Below are 21,150 nucleotides of genomic sequence, written 5' to 3' on the forward strand. Positions count from 1 at the left end.
TAATTCACCTAAATAGAAAAGAAATACAGTGGTTATTAAATTAATTTCAAACAATATAACATTTTATAAAGATTTTTTGATGGATTAATGTAAAAAAACTGACAAAAGGATATTTTAAGAAGTATAGAAACGCCCTAGGAAAATATACGAAATATTTTTCTAGGGCTACTGTGAATTGACAATGGATGGCCGTGCTATGCCAGTGTATTTTCTTGAGTTCCCTCTATAGTGTTGGGCTTGTCTGAAAGTTTATTATTGTAACCAACCGCACTTGCTAATTGTGATTTTTTTTCTGCTCTTCTGTAACCTAACACCAATAAGCATGGTGTTAAGATGAGAGTTAAAGGTGTTGCGAAAGCCAACCCACCAGCAATGGCTGTTGATAATTGAGTCCACCATTGAGCCGAAGGTGCACCAATACTGATCGCTTGATGCATAAGGTCTATATTAAGCTGGAACACCATTGGAACCAATCCTAAAATAGTCGTCACCGTTGTAAGAATGACGGGGCGCAACCTCTGCGCGCCTGTACGAATAGCGGATTCTCTGACAGACATTCCCATTCTTCGAAGGGTATTAAATGTGTCAATCAAGACGATGTTGTTATTCACCACGATACCCGCAAGGGCAATGATACCAACGCCATTCATGACAATACCAAAGGGTTCACCTTTAATGAGCAAGCCTATAAATACGCCCATCGTAGAGAATATAACAGCACTTAAGATTAACAAACACTGGAAGAAGTTGTTGAACTGAGTAACCAAAATAATGGCCATGATGAAGAATGCCACGCCAAAGGCTTTTATTAAAAATATCTCAGAATTTTGTTGATCTTCCGTGTTTCCACGAAATTGGTAACTCACTTCATTCGGCATCCCTTGTTCTTCAATCTCAAGGGTAATCGCTTTAATAACTTCGTCGACCACAAGACCATCTTTGACATCCGCATTAATGCTAATGGTTTTTTTACCTTCAACTCGGTTGATCACTCCTTGTTTTGGTGCCGCCTTACGAGTAATAAAATTACTAATAGAGACTGGGCCATTTTGAGTAGGAATGGTTAAGGTATCCAATTGATCCATTGAACGCTTGTTAATGGGATAACGCAGCATAATGTCGATCTGGTCATCAGCGCCTTCAGGTAAGAAGTCACTTAGAACAATCCCATTCGTCACCAACTTGATTATGTTACCTAATGTGGTGATGTCGACACCGTAACGGCTAGCTTGAACTCGATCGATGTTAATTTGCCATTCAATTCCCGGAGGAGAGCGGTTATCATTAATAGAGACGATTTCATCGTGCTGTAATAACCGCTTAGTAATTGAATCTGCCGTAGCATTAAGTGCAGCACTGTAGTCGGAGCTCAACTCAAGTTGGATATCGGCACCAGATTGTGGTCCACCCTGTTGTACTTCAGACTCGACAATAATACCAGGTATGATTTCTGCTTGTTCTCGAATTTCTGCGAGAATGTCTTTTGCAGAGCGACGAGCATACCAATCAGCAAACTCCATAGTGATATTGCCAATGCTATCGGGTGTGCCGTCATTGCCAGGAGAATTATAAGTCGTTGCTATTACGGTTTTAAGCTCTCCTTTGTTAACAATCAGAGCCTCAACCTGCCTAACCAATTTGTCCTTTTCATCTAAAGATAAATCTCCACGGGCACGGACATCTAGCATAGCGACTTCAGGCTCGATGTCTGGAAAGAACTCAACACCTTTACCAAGTGACCAGTAAATAGCAAGCGTGCTTATTAATAGGGTGATTGCAAAAATCAGAACAAACCATGGGTATTCAATCAGTGCGGTTAGAATTCGTGTATAAGCACCTGTAAATCCTTTTAATTTCTTCAAATCACCTGTTTCAGTAAGTTGCAGTGTTTGCATTTTTTCTGGGGTATACGCACCTTTTTTACCAATAAGAGAGCCTATAGTTGGTAGAACGATCAATGCCATTACAAGAGACGATGTGAGAGTCGCTATAATCGTAATTGGCATATAGCGCATAAACTCACCAACAATATCAGGCCAGAAAAGCAATGGCATAAATACCGCGAGCGTTGTTGCTGTGGAGGCCGTAATTGGCCATGCCATGCGTTTTGCGGCTTCAGAGTAAGCTTGACGTTTAGATGCGCCCTCGGCCAGCTTTCTATCGGCGTATTCAGTAACAACAATGGCCCCATCCACTAACATGCCGACACTTAAAATTAAGGAAAACAACACGACCATATTGAGTGTGAAGCCTTGAAAGTTGAGAATTAAAATTCCCGTAAGAAATGCTCCGGGAATGGCAAGGCCGACTAGAATCGAGCTACGAATACCTAAAGCAGCAACGATAACGATCATAACCAATAGCGTGGATGTCACAACATTATTAAACAAGTCATTAAGAGACGTTTCAATTTGAATGGACTCATCTTGAGATAGGCTATAAAGAACGCCATCAGGCCAAGACGCGCTTTCTTTCTCGATGGTTTTCTTTACTTCGGTGATGGTTTCAATAATGTTAGCACCAATACGTTTTGATACGCCCATAGTGATACTGTTTACCCCACCAACACGGGCGTAGCTGGTTGCTTCTTTAAACGTAAGTTGGCCAGAAGCGATGTCTCTCATAAGAACAACATCATCACCCACTACTTTTATTGGCAGGTTTAAAATGTCTTCTTCTGTCTTTAACAACCCCGGAACTTTTAGTGGGAAACGTCCAGAGCCTGTATCCATTGTTCCAGCAGCGACTAATTTGTTATTTTGCGATACTAGGCTAACGACCTCACCAAGTGACAAGTTGTAGGTTTCAAGCTGAGCAGGGCTAATAATGATTTCTGCTTGCTGATCTCTGTCTCCATTAATAGACGCTTCTAAGACACCATTTACGGCTTCAATGGAATCTTGTAATTTTTCCGCTATATTACTCAGTACTGCAAAATCAACGTTGCCAGATAAGCTAACGCGCAACACAGGAAAAGTAGAGAAATTTACTTCCGTTACTGTTGGTTCATCCGCGTCATCAGGCAGTTCGCTTTTTGCGCGATCTACTTTGTCTTGCGCATCAATAATGGCTTGATCTATGTCTGTGCCAGACTCGAATTCAAGTGCGACAGAGGCATGGCCTTCTGACGCGGTTGAACTTATTTGTTTTAGACCTTCTAAACTTTTTAGCTCTTTTTCTAAGGGGTTAACTAATAGGCTGTCTGCATCTTCCGGTGAAATTCCTTCTAAGCCTACAGAGACATAAACCTTTGGAATAGTGATATCAGGGTTATTTTCTTTAGCGATTTCTATATAAGAGACAACGCCGGCAACGAGAATTAATGTAAAAAACATCAATACGGTGCGTGAACGTGATAAAGCCGCTTCAATTAAACTTTGCACAGACTGATTCTCCTTTAGTTAACGAAAGTGGCGTCAACAATGTCACCCACTTCGGTAAAGCCCTGACCAACAGTAATGATGTTGATGTTTTTAGGTAGACCAGTAACCCATACGTTTTCTCGTGTTGATTTGATGATAGTCACAGGAGACAGTGTTACTTTGTTATCAATATCGAGGGTTTTTATGGCTGTATGGCCGTTGTCATCTAATGTGAGTAGCGCTGGCGAGAAACCGTGTGCCATTTGTTCAGATAGAGAAAGCATCACCTCCGTAGTAATGCCTGCTGGTATTCTGTTGTTAGCATTTGGCACTTCGACTTCAACGTTAATGGATCTTGTTCCTGTATCTGCAACAGAGTTAATGTAATTGATATTCCCCGCAATCTGTTCTCCATTAATGGAAATGGTGGCATTAACACCAAGGCTGATTTTGCTGGCTTCTTTTTGAGGCACATTCGTGCTAATGATAAGAGGGTCTATCGCAACAAGCTCACCAACTGATGCGCCTGCTTGCAGTAATTGCGTTTCCGTAACATCTAACGTATTAAGGATGCCAGAAAAAGGGGCAATTAAACTGGCATTTTCCAGCTCTATTTGAAGCCTTTTTAAGTTGGCTTTTGCTTGAGCGACTTCTGTTTTTGCAGATGCTAAAGCCACGGCAGAGGTAAGTTTTTGACTAACTAATTGTTTAGCACCAGTTAGTTCCAAAGATTTTTGATCTAACAGGGTTTTTGCTTGTACTATGTCTGATTGTAAGGATCGCGTGTCTATTTTTAAAATGACACTGCCTTTTTCAACAAAATCTCCTTTATCAAAGTAAATGTTACTGACTTTTCCGGCAATGCCTGACAGAAGCTTCAACGTGTCGCTGGCATGCGTTGTGCCACTTAGATTCAGGTTTGCGGCAATGTTTGATGCCATCAGCGTTTTGGCTTGAACTTTCTTGATTGTCTTAGTTTCGCTTGCAATTGCGTTAATATCTGTTTCTGTTGATTGTGTTTCTGGAGTATCTGCCTGAGCAACGGTAATGCCATTTCCTCCTGAGACCATCCACAACACAGTAACACCTGTTATAACGACCGCAGTAATTGGTCCGATTTTACTCTTCAACTCCATTTTGCGACTCCATGATATAAAAAAGCACATTCAGTTAGTTTACTGCTTTCGATTTGAAAACGGTATAGAGAAACGATAAAAGGTTGTTCGGGCAGATAAAAAAGTCATTTTAATGCTGAAAACATTGAGTTTTTTTCTCTAGTCTGCGAGTTATTCTCTAAACCTTCTAACGTATAGGTGCTATATTATGCGACTTTAAATTTACCCACTTAATTTAGGTCAATTATGAGCTTGCTATCACTTGAACAAGTCTCTGTGGCATTTGGTCACAATCCATTGCTTTCGAAAATCAGCTTTTCAGCTAATGCTGGAGAAAGAATTGCAATCATTGGGCGTAACGGCGCAGGCAAATCAACATTACTAAAAACCATTTCTGGTGAAGTTATTCCTGATGAAGGTGTGATTCGAATAGAAGGTGGGATGAAGGTCGCACAGCTGCCTCAGGAATTGCCAAGTGCAAATGACAAATTGGTACGTGATGTCGTCAGTGAAGGCTCTCCTCAAGCCCATGCTTTACTGACTCGTTATTACTTGCTTCTGGAAGATTTTGAAAATGACTACAGTAATGAATTAAGCGATATCCAACATACATTGGATCAGATTCAAGGATGGGACCTTGAACAAAAAGTACTAAAAATGATTCAACGTCTTGATTTACCAGCTGACAAAAAAATGTCTGAGCTGTCAGGTGGCTGGAGACGTCGTGTTATTTTAGCTCAAGCATTGTTATCAGAGCCGGATATTTTATTGCTAGACGAGCCGACTAACCATCTTGACGTACCAACAATCGAGTGGATGGAGAAACAATTACAACAATATCGTGGCCTTATACTGTTTATTACTCATGATAGGCGTTTCCTTGAACAACTTGCGAATCGCATTATTGAATTGGATCGTGGTAACTTGCTGTCTTTTACTGGCAATATACATGCATTCCTTGAATTCAGAGAAAAATTGCTTGAAGAAGAAGAAAGAGCAAATGCTTTGTTTGATAAGCGTCTAGCAGAAGAAGAAGTATGGATTCGTCAGGGGATTAAAGCTCGACGCACCCGTAACGAAGGCCGAGTAAGAGCGCTTAAAGCATTACGAGAAGAGCGTTCAGAACGCATTTCCGTGCAAGGGAAAGCGAAGATGTCGATCGAAACAAAAGAGAAATCTGGAAAGTTGGTTGCTGAATTTACTCAAGTTGCTCATCACTTTGAAGATAACGTGATTTTACAGCCAATGGACTTAGTGGTTTCTCGTGGTGATCGTATTGGGTTAGTCGGGCCAAATGGTTGTGGCAAAAGTACCTTCTTAAAAATTCTATTGGGGCAGTTACAACCCGATTCAGGATCCGTACGCCAAGGGACAAAATTAAACATTGCGTACTTTGACCAATTAAGAGAACAGCTTGACCCTGAACAAACCGTGGCTGAAAACGTCGGTGAGGGCAAAGACGTTATTGAAATAAATGGGCAGAATAAACACATCATTGGTTATTTAGGTGAATTCTTGTTTCCACCAGAGCGGGCAAGAACACCGATTAAAGCGCTTTCAGGTGGTGAACGTAACCGAGTGCTGTTAGCGAAGCTCTTCACTAAACCAGCAAATTTATTGGTGATGGATGAGCCAACAAACGATTTGGACGTTGAAACGCTTGAGCTTTTAGAAGAGCTACTCATGAATTACGACGGTACTTTATTACTGGTTAGTCATGACCGTGCTTTCTTAGATAATGTTGTAACCAGTGTTATTGCTTTTGAAGGAGCTGGAAGCGTTCAAGAATACGTTGGTGGTTATAATGATTGGTTGCGTCAAGGAGGCAAATTTGCCGTTGAAAGCATGACGCCAGAATTAGAGAAAGAGCCCGTTAAGAAAGAAGTTAAAAAAGAAGTAACGCCCCAAAAAGTTAAAAGTAAGCTGAGCTATAAATTGCAACGTGAGCTAGATACGATGCCAGAGACCATTGCTAAGTTAGAGGCAAATGTTGAGCGAGTACAAAGCATTGTATCAGACGACAGCTTTTATTCTCAGCCTCAAGATATTGTACAGAAGTCTTTGTCTGAAATGGCTGACGTAGAATCGGCGCTAGAAGCTATGATGGAGCGTTGGTTAGAATTAGAAGAAATGCAAAACGGATAATAATATGATGACGAACAAAATTAATCCAATAGGTTTTGTACCACGTTTTTTTGGTGCTTTCGGCCAGTTTTTTAGCTATTTGGGTAATGGTGATTACGCTGCTCGATGCAAACTGGTTGCCAAAGGCCAACGCTTTGAAAGTGAAGTAGAACCAAAAGTAGTGTACGAAGAAGTTGAAGTGATACGTGAAGTTGCTGCGCCAACCTTAACCACGGTTAATTCCGATGGTGCGTTGCAGTTACTTCAGCTCTTTCAACAAGAAGCGCGTTTAATCGATTTCCTTCAGGAACCTATAGAAAGCTATTCTGATGAAGAGGTTGGTGCAGCCTCCCGTCAGATTCATAAGGGCTGCTCGAAAACGCTTAAGCAATTTTTTGATGTGACACCTGTTAGCTCTATAGAAGAAGGGCAAAAAATAACAATCGACAGTGATTACAATCCAAAAGAATATAAGTTGGAAGGGCGCGTTGAAGGCAAAGGTCCATTTAATGGTGTGCTGATTCATGCTGGATGGCAGGTCTCTAATATCAAACTTCCCCAAGTTACTAATACTGACTCTTTATCTGTCTTGGCTCCTGCTGAAGTAGAGGTTTAAAACATGGAACAAATTTTTATAGGTATTGATTTGGGTACAACGCATTCAGCCGTTTTTTATGCGTCTGACAGTTTAACTCAAGGTGAAATACGCTCTTTTGCCATTCCTCAATTAATTGCTCCTGGACAGGTTTCGGAATTACCTTTACTGCCGTCGTTTATTTATAGCCCGCATGAGACGGAGTTTCTACAAAGTGACTTAGTATTGCCGTGGGGTGATAGTCCGTTGATTATCGGCCAATTAGCACGAGAGTTAGGTGCGAAGTCGTCTGGGCGATTAGTGCAAAGCGCGAAAAGTTGGCTTTGTCATGCGACCGTTGGTGCAGAAGAGCATGTACTGCCGATTGATGCATTGGAGGAAGTGACAAAGCTATCACCGTCTCAAGTAACGGAGCAGTTATTAACGTATTTATCAAATGCGTGGAATAGCCATTTTCCTGATTATCCAATTCAGCAACAAAATGTTGTTATAACCGTTCCTGCCTCATTTGACCCTGCTGCTCGCACTATGACAGAAAAAGCAGCAGCGACCATTGGTCTTAATGCAAAACTCATCGAAGAGCCATTAGCCGCTTTTTATGCGTGGCTATCCGAGCAAGAAAAGTGGACCAATACCTTAGATGTTGATGATCAAGTTTTGGTTATCGATGTAGGCGGCGGTACAACGGATTTGTCATTAATCCAAGTAACGGATATTGACGGCAACCTCCAATTAGAACGTATTGCTGTTGGTCGTCATATTCTATTGGGTGGTGACAACATGGATATGGCATTGACTTACCATATTGCTGGTAAACTCGCTCAAGAAGGTACACAACTTGAAGCTTGGCAAATTTCTGCTTTGACTCAAGCGTGTCGTACAGCAAAAGAATCCTTGTTACAGCATGGTGATATGACAGAAGCCTCTGTTGTTGTGCCTGATCGTGGTCGTAGTTTGTTTGCCAACACAATCAAAAGCACCTTGTTCAAAGAAGAAGTTAACCAGTTAATATTAAATGGCTTTTTCCCTCAGGTGGCGATGGGCGAGCGAGCACAAAAAACCACTCGCAGTGGTATTCGTACTTTAAATCTAGAGTATGAGACAGACCCTGCGATAACAAGACACATCAGTGAGTTTTTGTCTGTCAATCAATCGATACCAAATAAAATATTATTGAATGGCGGTGTGTTTAATTCTCCTGTTATTACCGAAACATTGCGTACTCAACTGGCGAATTTGCTCAATACGACAGACGTTATTATGTTGACACCATCACATCTTGATTTTGCCGTGGCTAAAGGCGCGAGCTATTTTGCTCAAATTAACGCACAAGGCGGAATAAAAGTAAAAAGTGGTTTGGCTGCGAATTACTACATTGGTGTTGAAAGCCCAATGCCAGCGATACCAGGAATGCCAGCACCAATGGATGCTATTTGTGTTGCGCCATTTGGTTTAGAAGAAGGTGGTGAAGAGGCTATCTTACCAAGTGAGTTTTCTTTGGTTGTTGGTGAGGAAGTGCAGTTTCGTTTTTTCCAATCGAATCAATCTGACGCTCAAAATGTGGGGTCGGTTGTTTCTTCCTTCGGTATTGCTAGCCTAACGGAACTGTCCCCGATCCGCATCCGACTTTTCGAAGGCCACTATAAATTTGGCGAATCAGTTCGAGTTGTTTTAACCGCAAAAGTATCGGATCTTGGTATTCTGTTGATCCAGGCGTGTGATACGCAATCTGATTTAATATGGACGTTAGAATATCAAGTTAGGGAATCGTAATGAGCGCTCGGTATTTTGTTGGTATTGATTTAGGAACGACAAATTGCGTTGTTTCTTATATAGATAATGATTTGAAATCGACCCAATCCTATATATTGGACATTCCTCAATGTATGCAGGATGGGTCGGTTCAAACTTTTACGCATTTACCGAGCTCGATTTATGTACTGGCTAAGGATGAAGCAGCTAAATTACAGGCAACTCTGCCTTGGAAAACACAATACGCTGATAAAATCGTTGGTAATGGTGCGTTGCAGTATGGACAGAAGCGTTCTGGACAATTGGTTCAAAGCACAAAGAGTTGGTTAAGTTTTAATCGAGTAAACAGACGTGAGCCAATTCTTCCTTGGGGCAGTGACTTCGAGCGTAAATTGTCGCCATTTGATGCGACAGTTATTATTCTTGATCACATTACCCAAGCATGGAATCATGCGTTTCCTGATTATCTACTGACAGAGCAAAAAGTCGCGTTAACACTGCCTGCATCGTTTGATGAAGAAGCACGCTCTTTGACGCTCGAAGCGGCAGAAAAAAATGGCTTACATGATTTATTCCTGCTGGAAGAGCCGCAAGCGGCTTGCTATAACTGGATTGCCAAAGAAGAGAACGTTAAAGAGTTAGCCTCTCGTAAAATGCTTCTAGTCATTGATATTGGTGGTGGAACAACGGATTTCAGTCTGGTCTCGATCAATGACGTCACTTCTTTAGGCACTGACTCTGCCATTTCAAATCCATCTGCTGCTTCAAATAAATTGCATCTAAAGCGTATTGCCGTAGGCGAACACCTTTTATTGGGTGGGGATAATATTGATCAGGCATTAGCTTTTCAATTAGATACTAAAAAAATTGCAGAACTGTCTAGTACTCGACTAGCGGCATTGGTTCAGCAAACGCGTATTGCAAAAGAAACCTTGTTGGGCGAAGACGCGCCTGACTCCATGAACATTACCATTCTTGGTGCTGGCCGTAAGTTGATCGGAGGGAGTCAAAAATTCCTTGTTGATCGGGCGCCTTTGGTAGAACAAATTGAACAAGGTTTCTTCCCTATCATTGATATTGAGACACCATTAAAACAATCTCAATACGGTGTGCAATCGCTGAATTTACCTTATGAATACGATCCGTCAATTCATGCTCATTTAGCACGATTCTTAATGGAGCATGCAGCTGAAATAAAGCAGCATTGTGGTCAAGAGCTACCCGATGCGGTTTTGTTTAATGGTGGACTGTTTAATAGTCATAAAATTAAAGGCAGAATTCTAGAGCAGCTAGCTACTTGGTGTGGTGGCGACCTTTATATCTGTCAAGGCAATCAACCGGATACGTCTGTTGCTGAAGGTGCTGCTTACTACGCTTATGGCTTAGTGAATGCATCAACAAAAATTGAAAGTGGGTCGGCACACTCATTGTTTTTAGAAATGTCGAACGGCAAATCAATGTGCATTTTACCTAAAGGCCATCCTCGCGGTGTGGACGTGAATTTGTCCGAAACATTTTCTGTGCTATTGGGGACAGCAGTGCAATTTCCATTGTACCGCTCAGATGATCGGCTAATTGTTGAAAAAGAGCATTTATTAGAGTCAACCCAAGGGTTGCACTATATATCGAATTTGAGTGTGACCCTTGAAGACCGATCTTTAGAGCATAGCAGTGATCAGTCTCAAGCAAACCTTGTTGATGTGCGCTTGTCTTCACAACTCACAGAGGTAGGCACACTCAAAGTACGCCTGGAAACCATTGATCAATCACAGCAGTGGTTTTTACAGTTTAATCAATTTCAAACTGAACAGGCTGCTGAAGCAAAAGAGGCCATTCAGCAGGTTCATGTTGCATTGGGTGAAGCCGAAGAAATATTGGTAAATTGTTTTTCCAAAGCCACTAAACAAAAGCAAGATGACATAAAAAACCTGCGCAATACCCTAGAAGCCGTTTTGGGCACGAGAGACAATTGGAATTTAGCCACGTCTAGAGCATTGGCGGATAAGTTGTTGAGTTTGAAAACAGGAAGAATAAAGAGTGTTACCCATGAAAGGCAATGGCTCATGCTAACGGGCTTTTGTTTGCGTCCAGGATATGGGTTTGAAAATGACGACTCCCGTGTTGTGCAAATGTCAAACATTCTCGGCAATAAGCCACACAATGATGATAATTCGGTTTGGAGTCAATATTGGACCAGTTGGAGGCGCATCGCTGGTGGACTGTCAGCGGAAAAACAAAGTCACTTATTGGCGTTTTTTAATGGTTTTTATTCCCCAAGTGCACAGCGCTCGCGAGAGAAACAAAAGCAATTAAAAACAAGAGCAGGTGACGACCTCATTCGTTTGGTCGGTGGACTTGAATATCTTTCTCTTGACGATAAAAAACAAGTAAGCGATGTATTGCTGAAACGTTTAAGCAAATCAGCAGAACCTGATACCGCATGGTGGACAATAGGGCGTCTTGCTAATCGAAAAATGCTGTATGCCAATAATGAAGATTGTCTGCATGACGATCTTGTCGCAGATTATCTCACGGTTTGTTTGAAAGAAGATTGGAAGAAGCGTAAGCAAGCAGGTTTGGCGGCGGTATTAATGTCGCAACTAAATGACAGTAGCTCAACAAGCTTACTTGAAAAGAAAGCATTAGTATTGAAGAAATTAGTAAAAGATAAGTGTCCGTCTCATTGGATTGCACGCTTGGAAGAGCAATTAAATGACAGTGACGCTGATATGAACGATTTTGTCGGCGAAGCTTTACCCATTGGCATTAGCTTAAAAGCACGTTAATCACAAGTAGACGATGCTTTTAGCAGTGGCACATTTGTATTAACACTGTGCCGCTGCTAAAAAATTCATATGAATCAGTCGCTAGGATGATCACCAACATGAATTTCGACTAAGCCGTTATTATAGGCAATTTGTAATAATGCAGCGATGAGCTCATCAGGTGGTAAGAGGTGGGGAGGCATAGCCAAGTCAAACGTTCCAAATTCCTCTTCTAAATTGACATCCCTCTGCTGGAACCAATCGTGTGCTGAAATCACTTCAAAAGACGGCTCTAAACCTTTGCAGTCGTATGTGGTTTCAATAAGTTGAGACGCTAATTCAGGATCAAAAGCAATGACCTCGTCGGTATCCAGCTCATTGATCCATTCAGACAGGATGTCACTGGCTTCATAGCCAAATTCATACAGTTGGCTTTCATCGATATTGAGGACATTACTTTCAATGTTTGCGCTTTCTAGCCAATCATCATCGGGAATCACCAATACCTCTTTTATTTGCGCGTCGGGTGTAGACCAAGTAAATAAAATAGGGAACATAGGCTCGTCGGAAGAGTTAGCGACAGTGGTAATAAATATAGGTAAACTTGACATAAATTAAGTTACATTCTGCATTAAAGTAAAGGAAGTAAGAATGACTAGCCGTATTAGAATCAGTAGTGCATTCGATGGGGGTAATATTACCGTAATTGAAGCCAATGAGCCTGATAATATTAGAGTTAAAATTCCTAATGATACAAACTCAAAATTTCTTCAATGGTTTTATTTTCGCCTACAAGGTGGCATGGAACAACAGTGCCATATACATTTAGTCAATGCGGATCAAGCGGCGTATCCAACGGCTTGGGATGGTTACCAAGCCGTTGCATCTTATGATAGAGAGCATTGGTTCCGAGTGCCAACAGAATATAAAGATGGCAGCCTGATTATTTCCCATGAACCAGAGCAAGACAGTATTTACTATGCGTATTTTGCGCCTTATAGCGATGAGCGCCATCAGGATATGATTGCTTGGGCGGCCAGTACGGAAGATTGTGTCACCGATCATTTAGGGGAAACAGCAGAAGGCAGAGACATTACCTTATTGGAAATCAGTAAAACGCAAGGCTTAGCAAAAAACATTTGGATTACCGCTCGTCAACATCCCGGTGAAACCATGGCTGAATGGTTTATTGAAGGTTTGTTAGAGCGATTGCTTGATGAAGCTCACCCATTGTCTAAATCCTTGTTAAACCAATGTCGTTTTTATATTGTTCCGAATATGAACCCTGATGGTGCGGTTCATGGAAATTTACGGGTAAATTCAAAAGGCATTAATTTAAACCGAGAGTGGGACAAAGCCACAAAAGAGTTTAGCCCTGAAGTATTGTGTGTGCAGCATAAAATGGAAGAGGTGGGGGTTGATTTATTCCTAGACATTCATGGGGATGAAGAATTGCCTGTTAACTTTGTTGCGGGTTGTGAAGGTGCGCCTTTCTTTGATGATCGTATGCAGCAATTAGAAAATATTTTTAAAGGCATCTATTTGGCTGTGAACCCAGATTTCCAAGTTGAAAAAGGCTATGCTCCGAATCAATTTGGCAACGAAAGCATGTCAATTGCCAGTAATTGGGTGGGAGGTCGATTCAACTGTTTGTCTTTAACACTAGAAATGCCATTTAAAGATAATGAGCTTTTACCGGATGAAGAAATGGGATGGTCACCGGAACGTTCTAAAATCCTTGGGGCGGATGCTTTGTATCCCATTTATCACATAGTAACCAGTGAGTTACTGAAGTAAGGGGCAAAAACGCCTAATTCGATCACTTCTAGGTTACAAATATGACAATTGTCACCTAGAAGTAACTGGCTAAACCAACATCACTTACTGTCTTTATTACCAATTTCACGCTGAATAGCGGCTAAAATTCCACGTAGTATTCCTAATTCGCCTTTTTCAGGGCGGGAACGGTTAAAGAATCGTTGCAACTTATCCAGCACCTTTCCTGGATGGTTTTTAATAATGAAATTAAGATCATACAGCGTTTCTTCTAAATGAATATGGAATAAATCCATTTCATTTCTCAGAGGATACTCTGGTAAATCAACCTCACCTTGAACCTTATTTTTATTTTGAGCGTGCGCCATCCAAATTTCATAAGCGATTATCTGTACCGCTTGAGAAATATTTAGCACTGGGTATTCATCATTTGCATCGATATACACTTGACGATGACACTGAGCGATCTCTTCGTTTAATAAGCCTGTTTTTTCACGGCCAAATACAATAGCTACATCGTGTTTAATGGCTTCTTTTACCACATTTTCACCGCACTGCCTTGCATTCATAATAGGCAACTGAAACGTTCTATGGCGAGCGCTAGTGCCGATTACCAGACTGCAATCACCAATCGCCTCTTCAAATGTATTTACAATGGTGGCGTTTTCAAGAAGATCCACGGCACCTGCTGCACGACTGGTTGCTTCATCAGAAGGGTAGTCATTAGGATCGACTAAATAAAGATTGCTTAACCCCATGTTTTTCATTGCTCGAGCAATCGCTCCAACATTTCCGGGGTGAAAAGTATTAATTAGGACAATTCGGATATTGCTTAACATAGGCTAAAATTATTACTGCTTATTGAGAAAAGGATTGAGAAAGTGTTAATGAAACGCTGGTACTTGCAAATTGAGTACCATCCATAAAAACTTTACTTTTTTTATTAAATAGAAATTGATTACAGGCGCGATGATACAAGGAACCTGTTTGTAATACCAAGCGATATTCACCTCTTGGTATAAAGTTTGCCGCAAAAGATTGCCCTGCGTGCAAAAAGATAGAAAAAGAAGGGTGACCATCATAAGACTCAAACGTAAGCAAACTTTGAGACGGTAGAGAGTTCAGGATTCGTAGTCGGCTGTTGCCTGTGTGTTCGCCAAATACATCTCCATGTAGCGGCGCTGGCCCCGGATAACCATAGCAGCCAGTAACTTGAGCGTGCTCAATTGAGCCAAAACCAAGTGTTTTTGCCTCTACCCATCCAGCCGTATCTTGATATCGAATAGCCACCCAATCGGATGCGGTCAGTTGTGAAGCAATGACATCAACGCCTTCTGGCACCAAAATATCGCTTGGAGCTTGACGGTCTGGAGATAAATACAGCGGTGTAGAAGTCAGTGTGTAGTTTATCCCTTGCCTTAATTGAGGGTAGAGACCTGAAATATAGTCAATCACATCCTCATTATCATCTGTTTTTTCAGGATAAACAGATTGCCAATACAATGTACCGTATACGCCAAGAGCAAAAAAAATCAAATAGGTTAGCGCTCTAAGTGCCGATGTCAGTGCTGAATTATGGATGCCCAAAAATGTTCTTTCAGCTGAATTTAAAGGTGCGTCGCTTGAATGGCTATTGTTATATTGAGGGTCTGGTTGGTATTGACGAATAAATTCATCAACTTGATGGTCGGCCGATGAATGGATGTCCGTAGTTTGTGTGTATTGCTTAAAGGCCTCACTTGCTTGGGATGCTTTAAAGGCCTCTTCATACATTTTCTTAACACGCTTTTTATTGATGGTACTGTGTGCGTCACGAATGGCATTTTTACGTGCTTGCTCGTGTTTTTGAGAGTTGCGCTTTAATTCATCGTACGCTCTTTGTCTTTCTTTTACATAAGCGTGCTGTAAGTCATCGTTGGCGGTATTTTGTGTTTTTGTATTGTATTTAGGCGTATTAAAGTCATAGGCTTGCCAGTCTTTGACAATGATACCCTGACGAATGGCACCTAACACATTTTGATACGCTACTTGAAGGTTTTGAAAGGTTTCTGTGGTGTCTATATTTGGATTTTTATCAGGATGATACAATTTCGCAAGACGGCGGTAAGAGGCCTTTGCTTGTGCTTCATTGGCAGTTGTTGCTAATTCTAGTAACTTGTAATCGTCACTTAAGCTCATAAAATCCATTCAATATCAAAAAGTATGTCGTCAAAAGAAAGCCTTTGATGGTAATTCACCACCAAGCCAACTAAAATGTCGTTCCCAAAAGAGACCTTTTTAAGATGGTGTTCTTGGAAAGAAAAACATTATGCCTGATTTACCTTAATGAACAAAGGATAGCTTAATGAAAAATAATCTTACTCATTTAGACGGCCAAGGTCACGCTCATATGGTGGATGTGTCTGATAAAGAAATCAGTAAGCGTACGGCCACCGCGGTAGCCATTGTTGAAATGAAAGCAGAAACCTTAACAAAAGTCATTGAGGGCGGGTTACCTAAAGGTGATGTCTTGGCTACAGCGAGAATTGCAGGTATTCAAGCATGTAAAAAGACAGCCGATCTAATTCCATTGTGTCATCCACTAATGTTGACTAAAGTAAAAGTTGAAATTGATGTTATTTCAACGACTCAGCTAAAAGTGAGATGTACTTGCTCTTTGTCTGGAAAGACAGGGGTTGAGATGGAAGCATTAACGGGTGCATCAGTTACCGCACTGACTTTATATGATATGTGTAAAGCGGTAGATAAAGGAATAATAATAAAAGAGCTGGGTTTAGAAAGTAAAACCGGCGGAAAAAGCGGAGATTGGAGTAAAGAAAATGTCTCAAGTTAAAATCGTATTTTTTGCATCCTTAAAGGAATCATTAGGTCAGAGCGAAGCTTTTATTGACTTGCAAGGGCCAACCAGTATCGAAGAAATAAAGCAAAAGTTGAATGCTATTCTGGATAAGCCTGATCCACTATTTGAAGAGGGGATTCAATGTTCTATTGATTATGAGTTTGCCAGAGACAGTAGCAAAGTTGACCCTAACACGGTTAAAGAGATCGCCTTCTTTCCTCCGGTAACAGGAGGTTAATATGATTTTACAGGTACAAGAAGCGGACTTTTGTGTTCAAACTTTGTATGAAAAATTGCAAGTGAAAAATCGTGCGGGTGCCGTCGTCATGTTTGTTGGTTTGGTAAGAGAGTTTCGTGAAAATGTGAAGGGGGATTCTATAAACATCGATACTGCCAATCATTGCTTTGAACTAGAGCACTATGCTGGCATGACAGAGCATAACTTGCAGCAAATCATTGATGAAGCAAACCAACGCTGGCCTTTATTAGAGGTGTGCGTGGTACATCGATATGGCAAGTTGGCACTTAATGATCAGATTGTCTTTGTAGGAGTCAGTTCCTCCCACAGAACAGAAGCATTTTTAGCGTGTGATTTCATTATGGACTATCTGAAAAGTCGAGCGGCCTTTTGGAAAAAAGAAACCACGTCAACGGGAAGTCAGTGGGTTGATGCCAGAGAGTCTGATCATGATAGTCTCAAGCGTTGGGAATCAATCTAAACTCCCCATCCTTAATTTCTCCTCATTTTAATTTTGGTCTATTCTTTCTATAAATCAATAAGTTGATAGAATTCTTTTGTCTTATTGATTTTAATAGGTCTAAAGTGTCCTCATAACAACATGATTTTTATTGCTTCCATTTTTTAAATTAAAGCCATTGTTGTAGCCTCTGTTAACCCTGTTGCGCATCCTAATGCGTGGGGAATCTTCAATGCTTTTTGATAATGACTTTGCTTTTTTCCTGTAAGATAAATATGAACACGTCTTTCATCGGTTGTACTTCTCTCCCTCACAACCAACTCAATTTAAGAGGCCGTCTTTATCGGTAATACAGAGTTCCATAGGAAATCCTTTAAAGCAAAAACTGCTGTGTAAAATACCTTATTTTAGGCATTAGTCTGGACGTATTTTTTTCTTTTTACTGCTTGCATGTCTTTCCCTGTATTCCGTATCAATATACTTATCCGTTGTTGCCATGCTCGCGTGTCCTGCGTCTTCACGGACGTGTTCTTTGGGGCGTATTTTAACATCTTCTGAAATGCCTGTATGCCTTAGCCAATGGACGGTTGCTACTTTAAGGTCTTCCGCATCGGGCTGCATTCCATCTTCACACATACGAGCATAAGCGGAGTCAAAGCAAAACTGCACTAGGTTACGAATCTGACGAGTGCTAGTCATTGCGCCACTGCCACGATTTTTGGGTATTAAAGGGGTTGGCTCGGCGACTGTAGGTAAATCGGGTAAATCACGAAATCGACGGTATCGAGTCAGTGCTTGCAACATGTCATCAGATACCGCAACGAGCCGTTCTTTATTTCCTTTAGACAGTACTTTTAACCACCAATTACCGTCAGCGTCCTTAATAAAATTCCCCATTACGGGTGCAGATCGTTCATCTGCCACCAATTCTGAAATACGCAAATACATTCCTAGCAATGCATTCATGATAAAGAGAGTGCGTTCGTGCATCAGCGGGTCTTCATTCGCAAGAATTTCCGCCGTTTCAATGACGTAATCCCATTGAAGATTTGATATTCGACGAACTTGTTTACGAGTCACTTCTTTTTTAACAAATTTACTCTTTTGTCTAATTAGCGATACTGGGTTTTGCTGGGTGGCATCTTCCTGCATTAAGAAGCCATAGTATGAAGACAAAATAGAGAAGGTGGCTCTGATCGCCGCTTGAGATAGAGAATGGTCTTTTTGTGCGGGTATGTCGCCATTACGAAAGTTCATTTTACTTACATGGCTAACAAAAGGGCGCCATTGATCATTTTGTTTCCTTTGCCCTTGGGTATTGGCAAAGCGAGCTACATTTTTGGTGCCAATCCACTCATTAGGAGGAGACATACAAAATTGAATAAACTCTTCTATTTCATTACGTCTTAAATAGGTAGTCGGCGTGGATTTAACATACCAAGACCAAAGCAATAGCCTTTCAACTTCGCGACGATAGGAATTAAAGGTTGCCTTTGAACCGTTGTAGCTATAAATAAAACATAAGGCAAGTTGGTAGTCTCTTTTGTAATCCACTTTTTCAATAAAAGGGGTGATGCTTGTGCATGTTTGTATATGCGCCTCAAATTGGGTAAACGGATTGGGCAAGTATTCAAGATTGTCAATTAAAGCAAGAGGGGCTTTCATAATGTTATGTTTCTAAATAAGGAAAATGCATAGATTAATGTCGGAATAGACTAATTGTTTCAATAAAGTTGTCGATAATAATTCTAGTTATATTATCATACGTACATAGATACTTAATGGTAGTTTCTGGAATCCACACATTCATAAAAAAATTGGAGTTTTTACATGTCCGCTTTTCGACCTAAAAAGCTATTTATCGCTACATTGGCTGCTATTGCATCCATGACAACGGCACACAATACCATTGCAGATGAAGGATTTACCATATCGCCAATGGTTGGTCATTACAATCTAGCTGGCAGTCGTGATATCGAAGACGATACTTTATTATCTATAGGCCTAGGTTACCAGTTCGATAGCCCTTGGGCAGCTGAACTGACTTTGTTAAATGTCGCAACGGAAACGTCTTTAGATACTGATGTTGATTTGAATCAATTACGTCTTGATGCATTGTATCACTTAGAAGCACAAGGTGATTTAACGCCTTACCTTGCGATCGGTCTAGGTATGACTGAATTTAAAGACAGTGTTGATGATGACGAAGCACTTTTTAATATCGGTGCAGGTATTAAATACGCTCTAAACTCAAATCTTGCATTACGCGGTGATATTCGTGTGATAGACAGCTTGGAAGGCGAGTTTATTGATACAGCAACGTCTGTTGGTTTATTTTACGCATTTGGTGGTTTGAAGAAAACGGTAGCACCAGTATCAACACCTGATGTTGTGCAAAAAGCCGTTATTGATGCAGATCGTGATGGTATTAATGATGAAGTAGATCAATGCTTAAATTCTCATGCGAAAGACATTGTTGATTTGACTGGTTGCGCATTAGATGATGACAAGGATGGAGTTATTAATCGACTAGATGATTGCCCTGATTCCGCAATGGGTTCTAAAGTTGATTCGAAAGGCTGTTATATCGAGTTAGTTGAAACTCGCAGTGCTCGTTTAGATGTGCAGTTTGCAAGTAACTCTTATGTTGTCGACAAACAGTATTATAGTGAAATTGAAGCAGTCGCGACGTTTCTACGCCAATACCCAGATACAGATGTTGTGATTGAAGGTTACACTGATGATTCAGGCAAAGCAGATTACAATCAGTCTCTTTCTGAAAAACGTGCGGCAGCGATTTCGACAATATTAGTAGAAGACTTCAATATCGATAACAACCGTGTAAGTGCTGTTGGTTACGGTGAGTCTAAGCCTCTAATGGACAACATAACGGAAGAAAACAAAAAAATGAATCGTAGAGTGGTTGCTGTTGTTTCAACACAAGTGAAAACGATTGCAAAATAACGGTTAACGAAAGCGAAAGACCGTTTGTCTGATTAATTTAGTTAGAAAGTAAAGCAGTCGGTTTAATCGCATATAAAAGCGTGATCCAATTATTGAGAGTTAATTCAATATTGGTTCGCGCTTTTTTTGTGACTAATGTTTAGAGAAGTTTAAGAAATAAGGAGGAAAGGTTACGAAAAGTAATCTATATAAATAATTAAAGTAAAAAAAATATCTATTTTATCTTTTTTTATGTTTCTGGTAAAAAAGAGGGAGAGGGGGGCGGGAAAGTGGATGAATGTCAATTGTGTGAAGTCACTCTTTTCAATGACTATTACAGAAGTTAATACAAGCTCGACTTATGATAGTAGTGTTACTCAAAACAGCGGTCACAACTACAACGATCAAACCAATGTTACCTCTCGTGTTTATGTTGGCGACTCGTCATCGTCTAGATCTGTGCTTACTGACGGTGACAAGCTTTCTAATGCACTTCAAAACGTTGATTATGCAAACCGACTATGAGGCAGCAAACCATTGCAACAACTGTTCTCAGTGGAATGTACAGCCTTGAAGAAACATGGCTTAACCATCCAGGGTGGCGCATGGGCTAATAAGAGGGTTGATAAAGCCGGAGCTTTGAAGCCTGGTATATAAAATCTTTACATGGCTAAGCCAGCCGATAAGTCACAGCGCAATGATGGTATGATTGTTCATGCTGATAAAAACAAAATATACCAGCAGATAGGCAAAAACTTTGTCGTGCATTCAAAGTCATATTTCGATATGGTATCTGATATTGGGAGCGCAAAAAGTATTAGCTACGACGCCCAAGGCAAAGCGTTAGTCGCCCCAGCCGTCAAACTTAGCAGAGTACGCTCCCGATAGTTTTAGCGGCTAAAACGGGAGGTGTTTTGAGTAAGCTGGGAATCGGGGAGCGTGCCCCTTGGTGCGACTTCCCACAGGTGATAAGGAATGGTGATTTGGGGTCGTTGAAGAACGAACCCGAGTATCAGGCGGCCAAGTCTGGCGGCAGACATGTCGCCATCAAGCTAGTAGATAGGCTTCTCACCGACGATACGGTAGGGAAGATTAGGGAGCAAATAGGGGACGGCAAGCCCCTGGTGTTGCCGGTTTTGGCTGTTGAGGCGGCTGGTAACAATAAAATACCGTTGGCAATG

General features: G+C 41.0%; 17 protein-coding genes and 1 pseudogene. 12 read left to right on the forward strand and 6 right to left on the reverse strand.

What is annotated here, in order from left to right:
• Positions 1-194: 194 nt before the first annotated feature.
• Together ACMUMJ_RS14420 and ACMUMJ_RS14425 are read right to left on the reverse strand one after the other, a co-directional pair.
• Positions 195-3,383, reverse strand: coding sequence for an efflux RND transporter permease subunit (locus ACMUMJ_RS14420; RefSeq protein ID WP_414679557.1), 3,189 nt, complete (start codon positions 3,381-3,383; stop codon positions 195-197).
• Between the two features lie 14 nt (positions 3,384-3,397).
• Positions 3,398-4,498, reverse strand: coding sequence for an efflux RND transporter periplasmic adaptor subunit (locus ACMUMJ_RS14425; protein ID WP_414679558.1), 1,101 nt, complete (start codon positions 4,496-4,498; stop codon positions 3,398-3,400).
• Positions 4,499-4,723: 225 nt separating this feature from the next.
• On the opposite strand from ACMUMJ_RS14425, the gene ACMUMJ_RS14430 reads away from it, so the two are divergent.
• Genes ACMUMJ_RS14430 through ACMUMJ_RS14445 form a run of 4 tightly spaced genes read left to right on the forward strand, consistent with a single transcriptional unit; the run spans position 4,724 to position 11,734 of the window.
• Positions 4,724-6,622 carry an ATP-binding cassette domain-containing protein gene (locus tag ACMUMJ_RS14430; protein WP_414679559.1) on the forward strand — a complete coding sequence of 633 codons (1,899 nt, stop codon included), beginning with the start codon at positions 4,724-4,726 and terminating at the stop codon, positions 6,620-6,622.
• Positions 6,623-6,626: 4 nt separating this feature from the next.
• The gene (locus tag ACMUMJ_RS14435; RefSeq protein ID WP_414679560.1) at positions 6,627-7,217 is read left to right on the forward strand and encodes a DUF2760 domain-containing protein; all 591 of its coding nucleotides are present in this window, start codon (positions 6,627-6,629) and stop codon (positions 7,215-7,217) included.
• 3 nt (positions 7,218-7,220) lie between these two features.
• Complete coding sequence (locus ACMUMJ_RS14440; protein ID WP_414679561.1) at positions 7,221-8,969, forward strand: Hsp70 family protein; 1,749 nt, start codon at positions 7,221-7,223, stop codon at positions 8,967-8,969.
• On the forward strand, positions 8,969-11,734 hold the full coding sequence (locus ACMUMJ_RS14445) for a hsp70 family protein (protein WP_414679562.1): 2,766 nt from the start codon (positions 8,969-8,971) through the stop codon (positions 11,732-11,734). The genes ACMUMJ_RS14440 and ACMUMJ_RS14445 overlap by 1 nt, the downstream gene beginning before the upstream one ends.
• 74 nt (positions 11,735-11,808) lie before the next feature.
• On the opposite strand, the gene ACMUMJ_RS14450 is transcribed toward ACMUMJ_RS14445, so the two are convergent.
• Positions 11,809-12,324 (reverse strand): hypothetical protein, encoded by a 516-nt coding sequence (locus ACMUMJ_RS14450; RefSeq protein WP_414679563.1) that lies wholly within the window; start codon positions 12,322-12,324, stop codon positions 11,809-11,811.
• A gap of 40 nt (positions 12,325-12,364) precedes the next feature.
• Here ACMUMJ_RS14450 and ACMUMJ_RS14455 point away from each other — a divergent pair, with 40 nt between their 5' ends.
• Positions 12,365-13,510, forward strand: a complete 1,146-nt coding sequence (locus ACMUMJ_RS14455) for a M14 family metallopeptidase (protein ID WP_414679564.1) — start codon at positions 12,365-12,367, stop codon at positions 13,508-13,510.
• An 80-nt stretch (positions 13,511-13,590) separates the two neighbouring features.
• On the opposite strand, the gene trmJ is transcribed toward ACMUMJ_RS14455, so the two are convergent.
• Together trmJ and ACMUMJ_RS14465 are read right to left on the reverse strand one after the other, a co-directional pair.
• Positions 13,591-14,328: a tRNA (cytosine(32)/uridine(32)-2'-O)-methyltransferase TrmJ gene (trmJ, locus tag ACMUMJ_RS14460; protein WP_414679565.1), complete on the reverse strand. Its 738-nt coding sequence runs from the start codon at positions 14,326-14,328 to the stop codon at positions 13,591-13,593.
• Positions 14,329-14,347: 19 nt separating this feature from the next.
• Positions 14,348-15,667, reverse strand: a complete 1,320-nt coding sequence (locus tag ACMUMJ_RS14465) for a J domain-containing protein (protein WP_414679566.1) — start codon at positions 15,665-15,667, stop codon at positions 14,348-14,350.
• A gap of 166 nt (positions 15,668-15,833) precedes the next feature.
• On the opposite strand from ACMUMJ_RS14465, the gene moaC reads away from it, so the two are divergent.
• From moaC to ACMUMJ_RS14480, 3 genes are read left to right on the forward strand one after another with little or no spacing between them, the layout of a single operon-like run.
• Positions 15,834-16,322, forward strand: coding sequence for a cyclic pyranopterin monophosphate synthase MoaC (gene moaC / locus ACMUMJ_RS14470; RefSeq protein WP_414679567.1), 489 nt, complete (start codon positions 15,834-15,836; stop codon positions 16,320-16,322).
• Complete coding sequence (locus ACMUMJ_RS14475; protein WP_414679568.1) at positions 16,309-16,566, forward strand: MoaD/ThiS family protein; 258 nt, start codon at positions 16,309-16,311, stop codon at positions 16,564-16,566. Before moaC ends, ACMUMJ_RS14475 begins: the two co-directional genes overlap by 14 nt.
• Position 16,567: 1 nt before the next feature.
• Positions 16,568-17,047, forward strand: a complete 480-nt coding sequence (locus ACMUMJ_RS14480) for a molybdenum cofactor biosynthesis protein MoaE (protein WP_414679569.1) — start codon at positions 16,568-16,570, stop codon at positions 17,045-17,047.
• 393 nt (positions 17,048-17,440) lie between these two features.
• On the opposite strand, the gene ACMUMJ_RS14485 is transcribed toward ACMUMJ_RS14480, so the two are convergent.
• Positions 17,441-18,691, reverse strand: coding sequence for a tyrosine-type recombinase/integrase (locus ACMUMJ_RS14485; protein WP_414679570.1), 1,251 nt, complete (start codon positions 18,689-18,691; stop codon positions 17,441-17,443).
• A 165-nt stretch (positions 18,692-18,856) separates the two neighbouring features.
• On the opposite strand from ACMUMJ_RS14485, the gene ACMUMJ_RS14490 reads away from it, so the two are divergent.
• The 4 genes and pseudogenes from ACMUMJ_RS14490 to ACMUMJ_RS14505 all read left to right on the forward strand — a co-directional run.
• Complete coding sequence (locus tag ACMUMJ_RS14490; RefSeq protein ID WP_414679571.1) at positions 18,857-19,990, forward strand: OmpA family protein; 1,134 nt, start codon at positions 18,857-18,859, stop codon at positions 19,988-19,990.
• 273 nt (positions 19,991-20,263) lie between these two features.
• Complete coding sequence (locus ACMUMJ_RS14495) at positions 20,264-20,494, forward strand: hypothetical protein (protein WP_414679572.1); 231 nt, start codon at positions 20,264-20,266, stop codon at positions 20,492-20,494.
• A gap of 141 nt (positions 20,495-20,635) precedes the next feature.
• Positions 20,636-20,857: a KfrB domain-containing protein gene (locus ACMUMJ_RS14500; RefSeq protein ID WP_414679573.1), complete on the forward strand. Its 222-nt coding sequence runs from the start codon at positions 20,636-20,638 to the stop codon at positions 20,855-20,857.
• A gap of 26 nt (positions 20,858-20,883) precedes the next feature.
• Positions 20,884-21,150 (forward strand): annotated as a pseudogene (locus ACMUMJ_RS14505) (phosphoribosyltransferase); the annotation flags it as partial.

The sequence above is a fragment of the Marinomonas phycocola genome (assembly GCF_047525455.1).
Lineage (GTDB): Bacteria > Pseudomonadota > Gammaproteobacteria > Pseudomonadales > Marinomonadaceae > Marinomonas.

Bases quoted from the DNA above. Each gene is read 5' to 3' on its own strand.
- ACMUMJ_RS14500 (WP_414679573.1), top strand. From the start codon at position 20,636: ATGGCTAAGCCAGCCGATAAGTCACAGCGCAATGATGGTATGATTGTT.
- ACMUMJ_RS14490 (WP_414679571.1), top strand. From the start codon at position 18,857: ATGTCCGCTTTTCGACCTAAAAAGCTATTTATCGCTACATTGGCTGCT.
- ACMUMJ_RS14480 (WP_414679569.1), top strand. From the start codon at position 16,568: ATGATTTTACAGGTACAAGAAGCGGACTTTTGTGTTCAAACTTTGTAT.
- ACMUMJ_RS14430 (WP_414679559.1), top strand. From the start codon at position 4,724: ATGAGCTTGCTATCACTTGAACAAGTCTCTGTGGCATTTGGTCACAAT.
- ACMUMJ_RS14485 (WP_414679570.1), bottom strand. From the start codon at position 18,691: ATGAAAGCCCCTCTTGCTTTAATTGACAATCTTGAATACTTGCCCAAT.
- ACMUMJ_RS14440 (WP_414679561.1), top strand. From the start codon at position 7,221: ATGGAACAAATTTTTATAGGTATTGATTTGGGTACAACGCATTCAGCC.
- ACMUMJ_RS14455 (WP_414679564.1), top strand. From the start codon at position 12,365: ATGACTAGCCGTATTAGAATCAGTAGTGCATTCGATGGGGGTAATATT.
- ACMUMJ_RS14475 (WP_414679568.1), top strand. From the start codon at position 16,309: ATGTCTCAAGTTAAAATCGTATTTTTTGCATCCTTAAAGGAATCATTA.
- ACMUMJ_RS14465 (WP_414679566.1), bottom strand. From the start codon at position 15,667: ATGAGCTTAAGTGACGATTACAAGTTACTAGAATTAGCAACAACTGCC.
- ACMUMJ_RS14425 (WP_414679558.1), bottom strand. From the start codon at position 4,498: ATGGAGTTGAAGAGTAAAATCGGACCAATTACTGCGGTCGTTATAACA.
- moaC (WP_414679567.1), top strand. From the start codon at position 15,834: ATGAAAAATAATCTTACTCATTTAGACGGCCAAGGTCACGCTCATATG.
- ACMUMJ_RS14445 (WP_414679562.1), top strand. From the start codon at position 8,969: ATGAGCGCTCGGTATTTTGTTGGTATTGATTTAGGAACGACAAATTGC.
- ACMUMJ_RS14450 (WP_414679563.1), bottom strand. From the start codon at position 12,324: ATGTCAAGTTTACCTATATTTATTACCACTGTCGCTAACTCTTCCGAC.
- ACMUMJ_RS14435 (WP_414679560.1), top strand. From the start codon at position 6,627: ATGATGACGAACAAAATTAATCCAATAGGTTTTGTACCACGTTTTTTT.
- ACMUMJ_RS14495 (WP_414679572.1), top strand. From the start codon at position 20,264: ATGAATGTCAATTGTGTGAAGTCACTCTTTTCAATGACTATTACAGAA.
- trmJ (WP_414679565.1), bottom strand. From the start codon at position 14,328: ATGTTAAGCAATATCCGAATTGTCCTAATTAATACTTTTCACCCCGGA.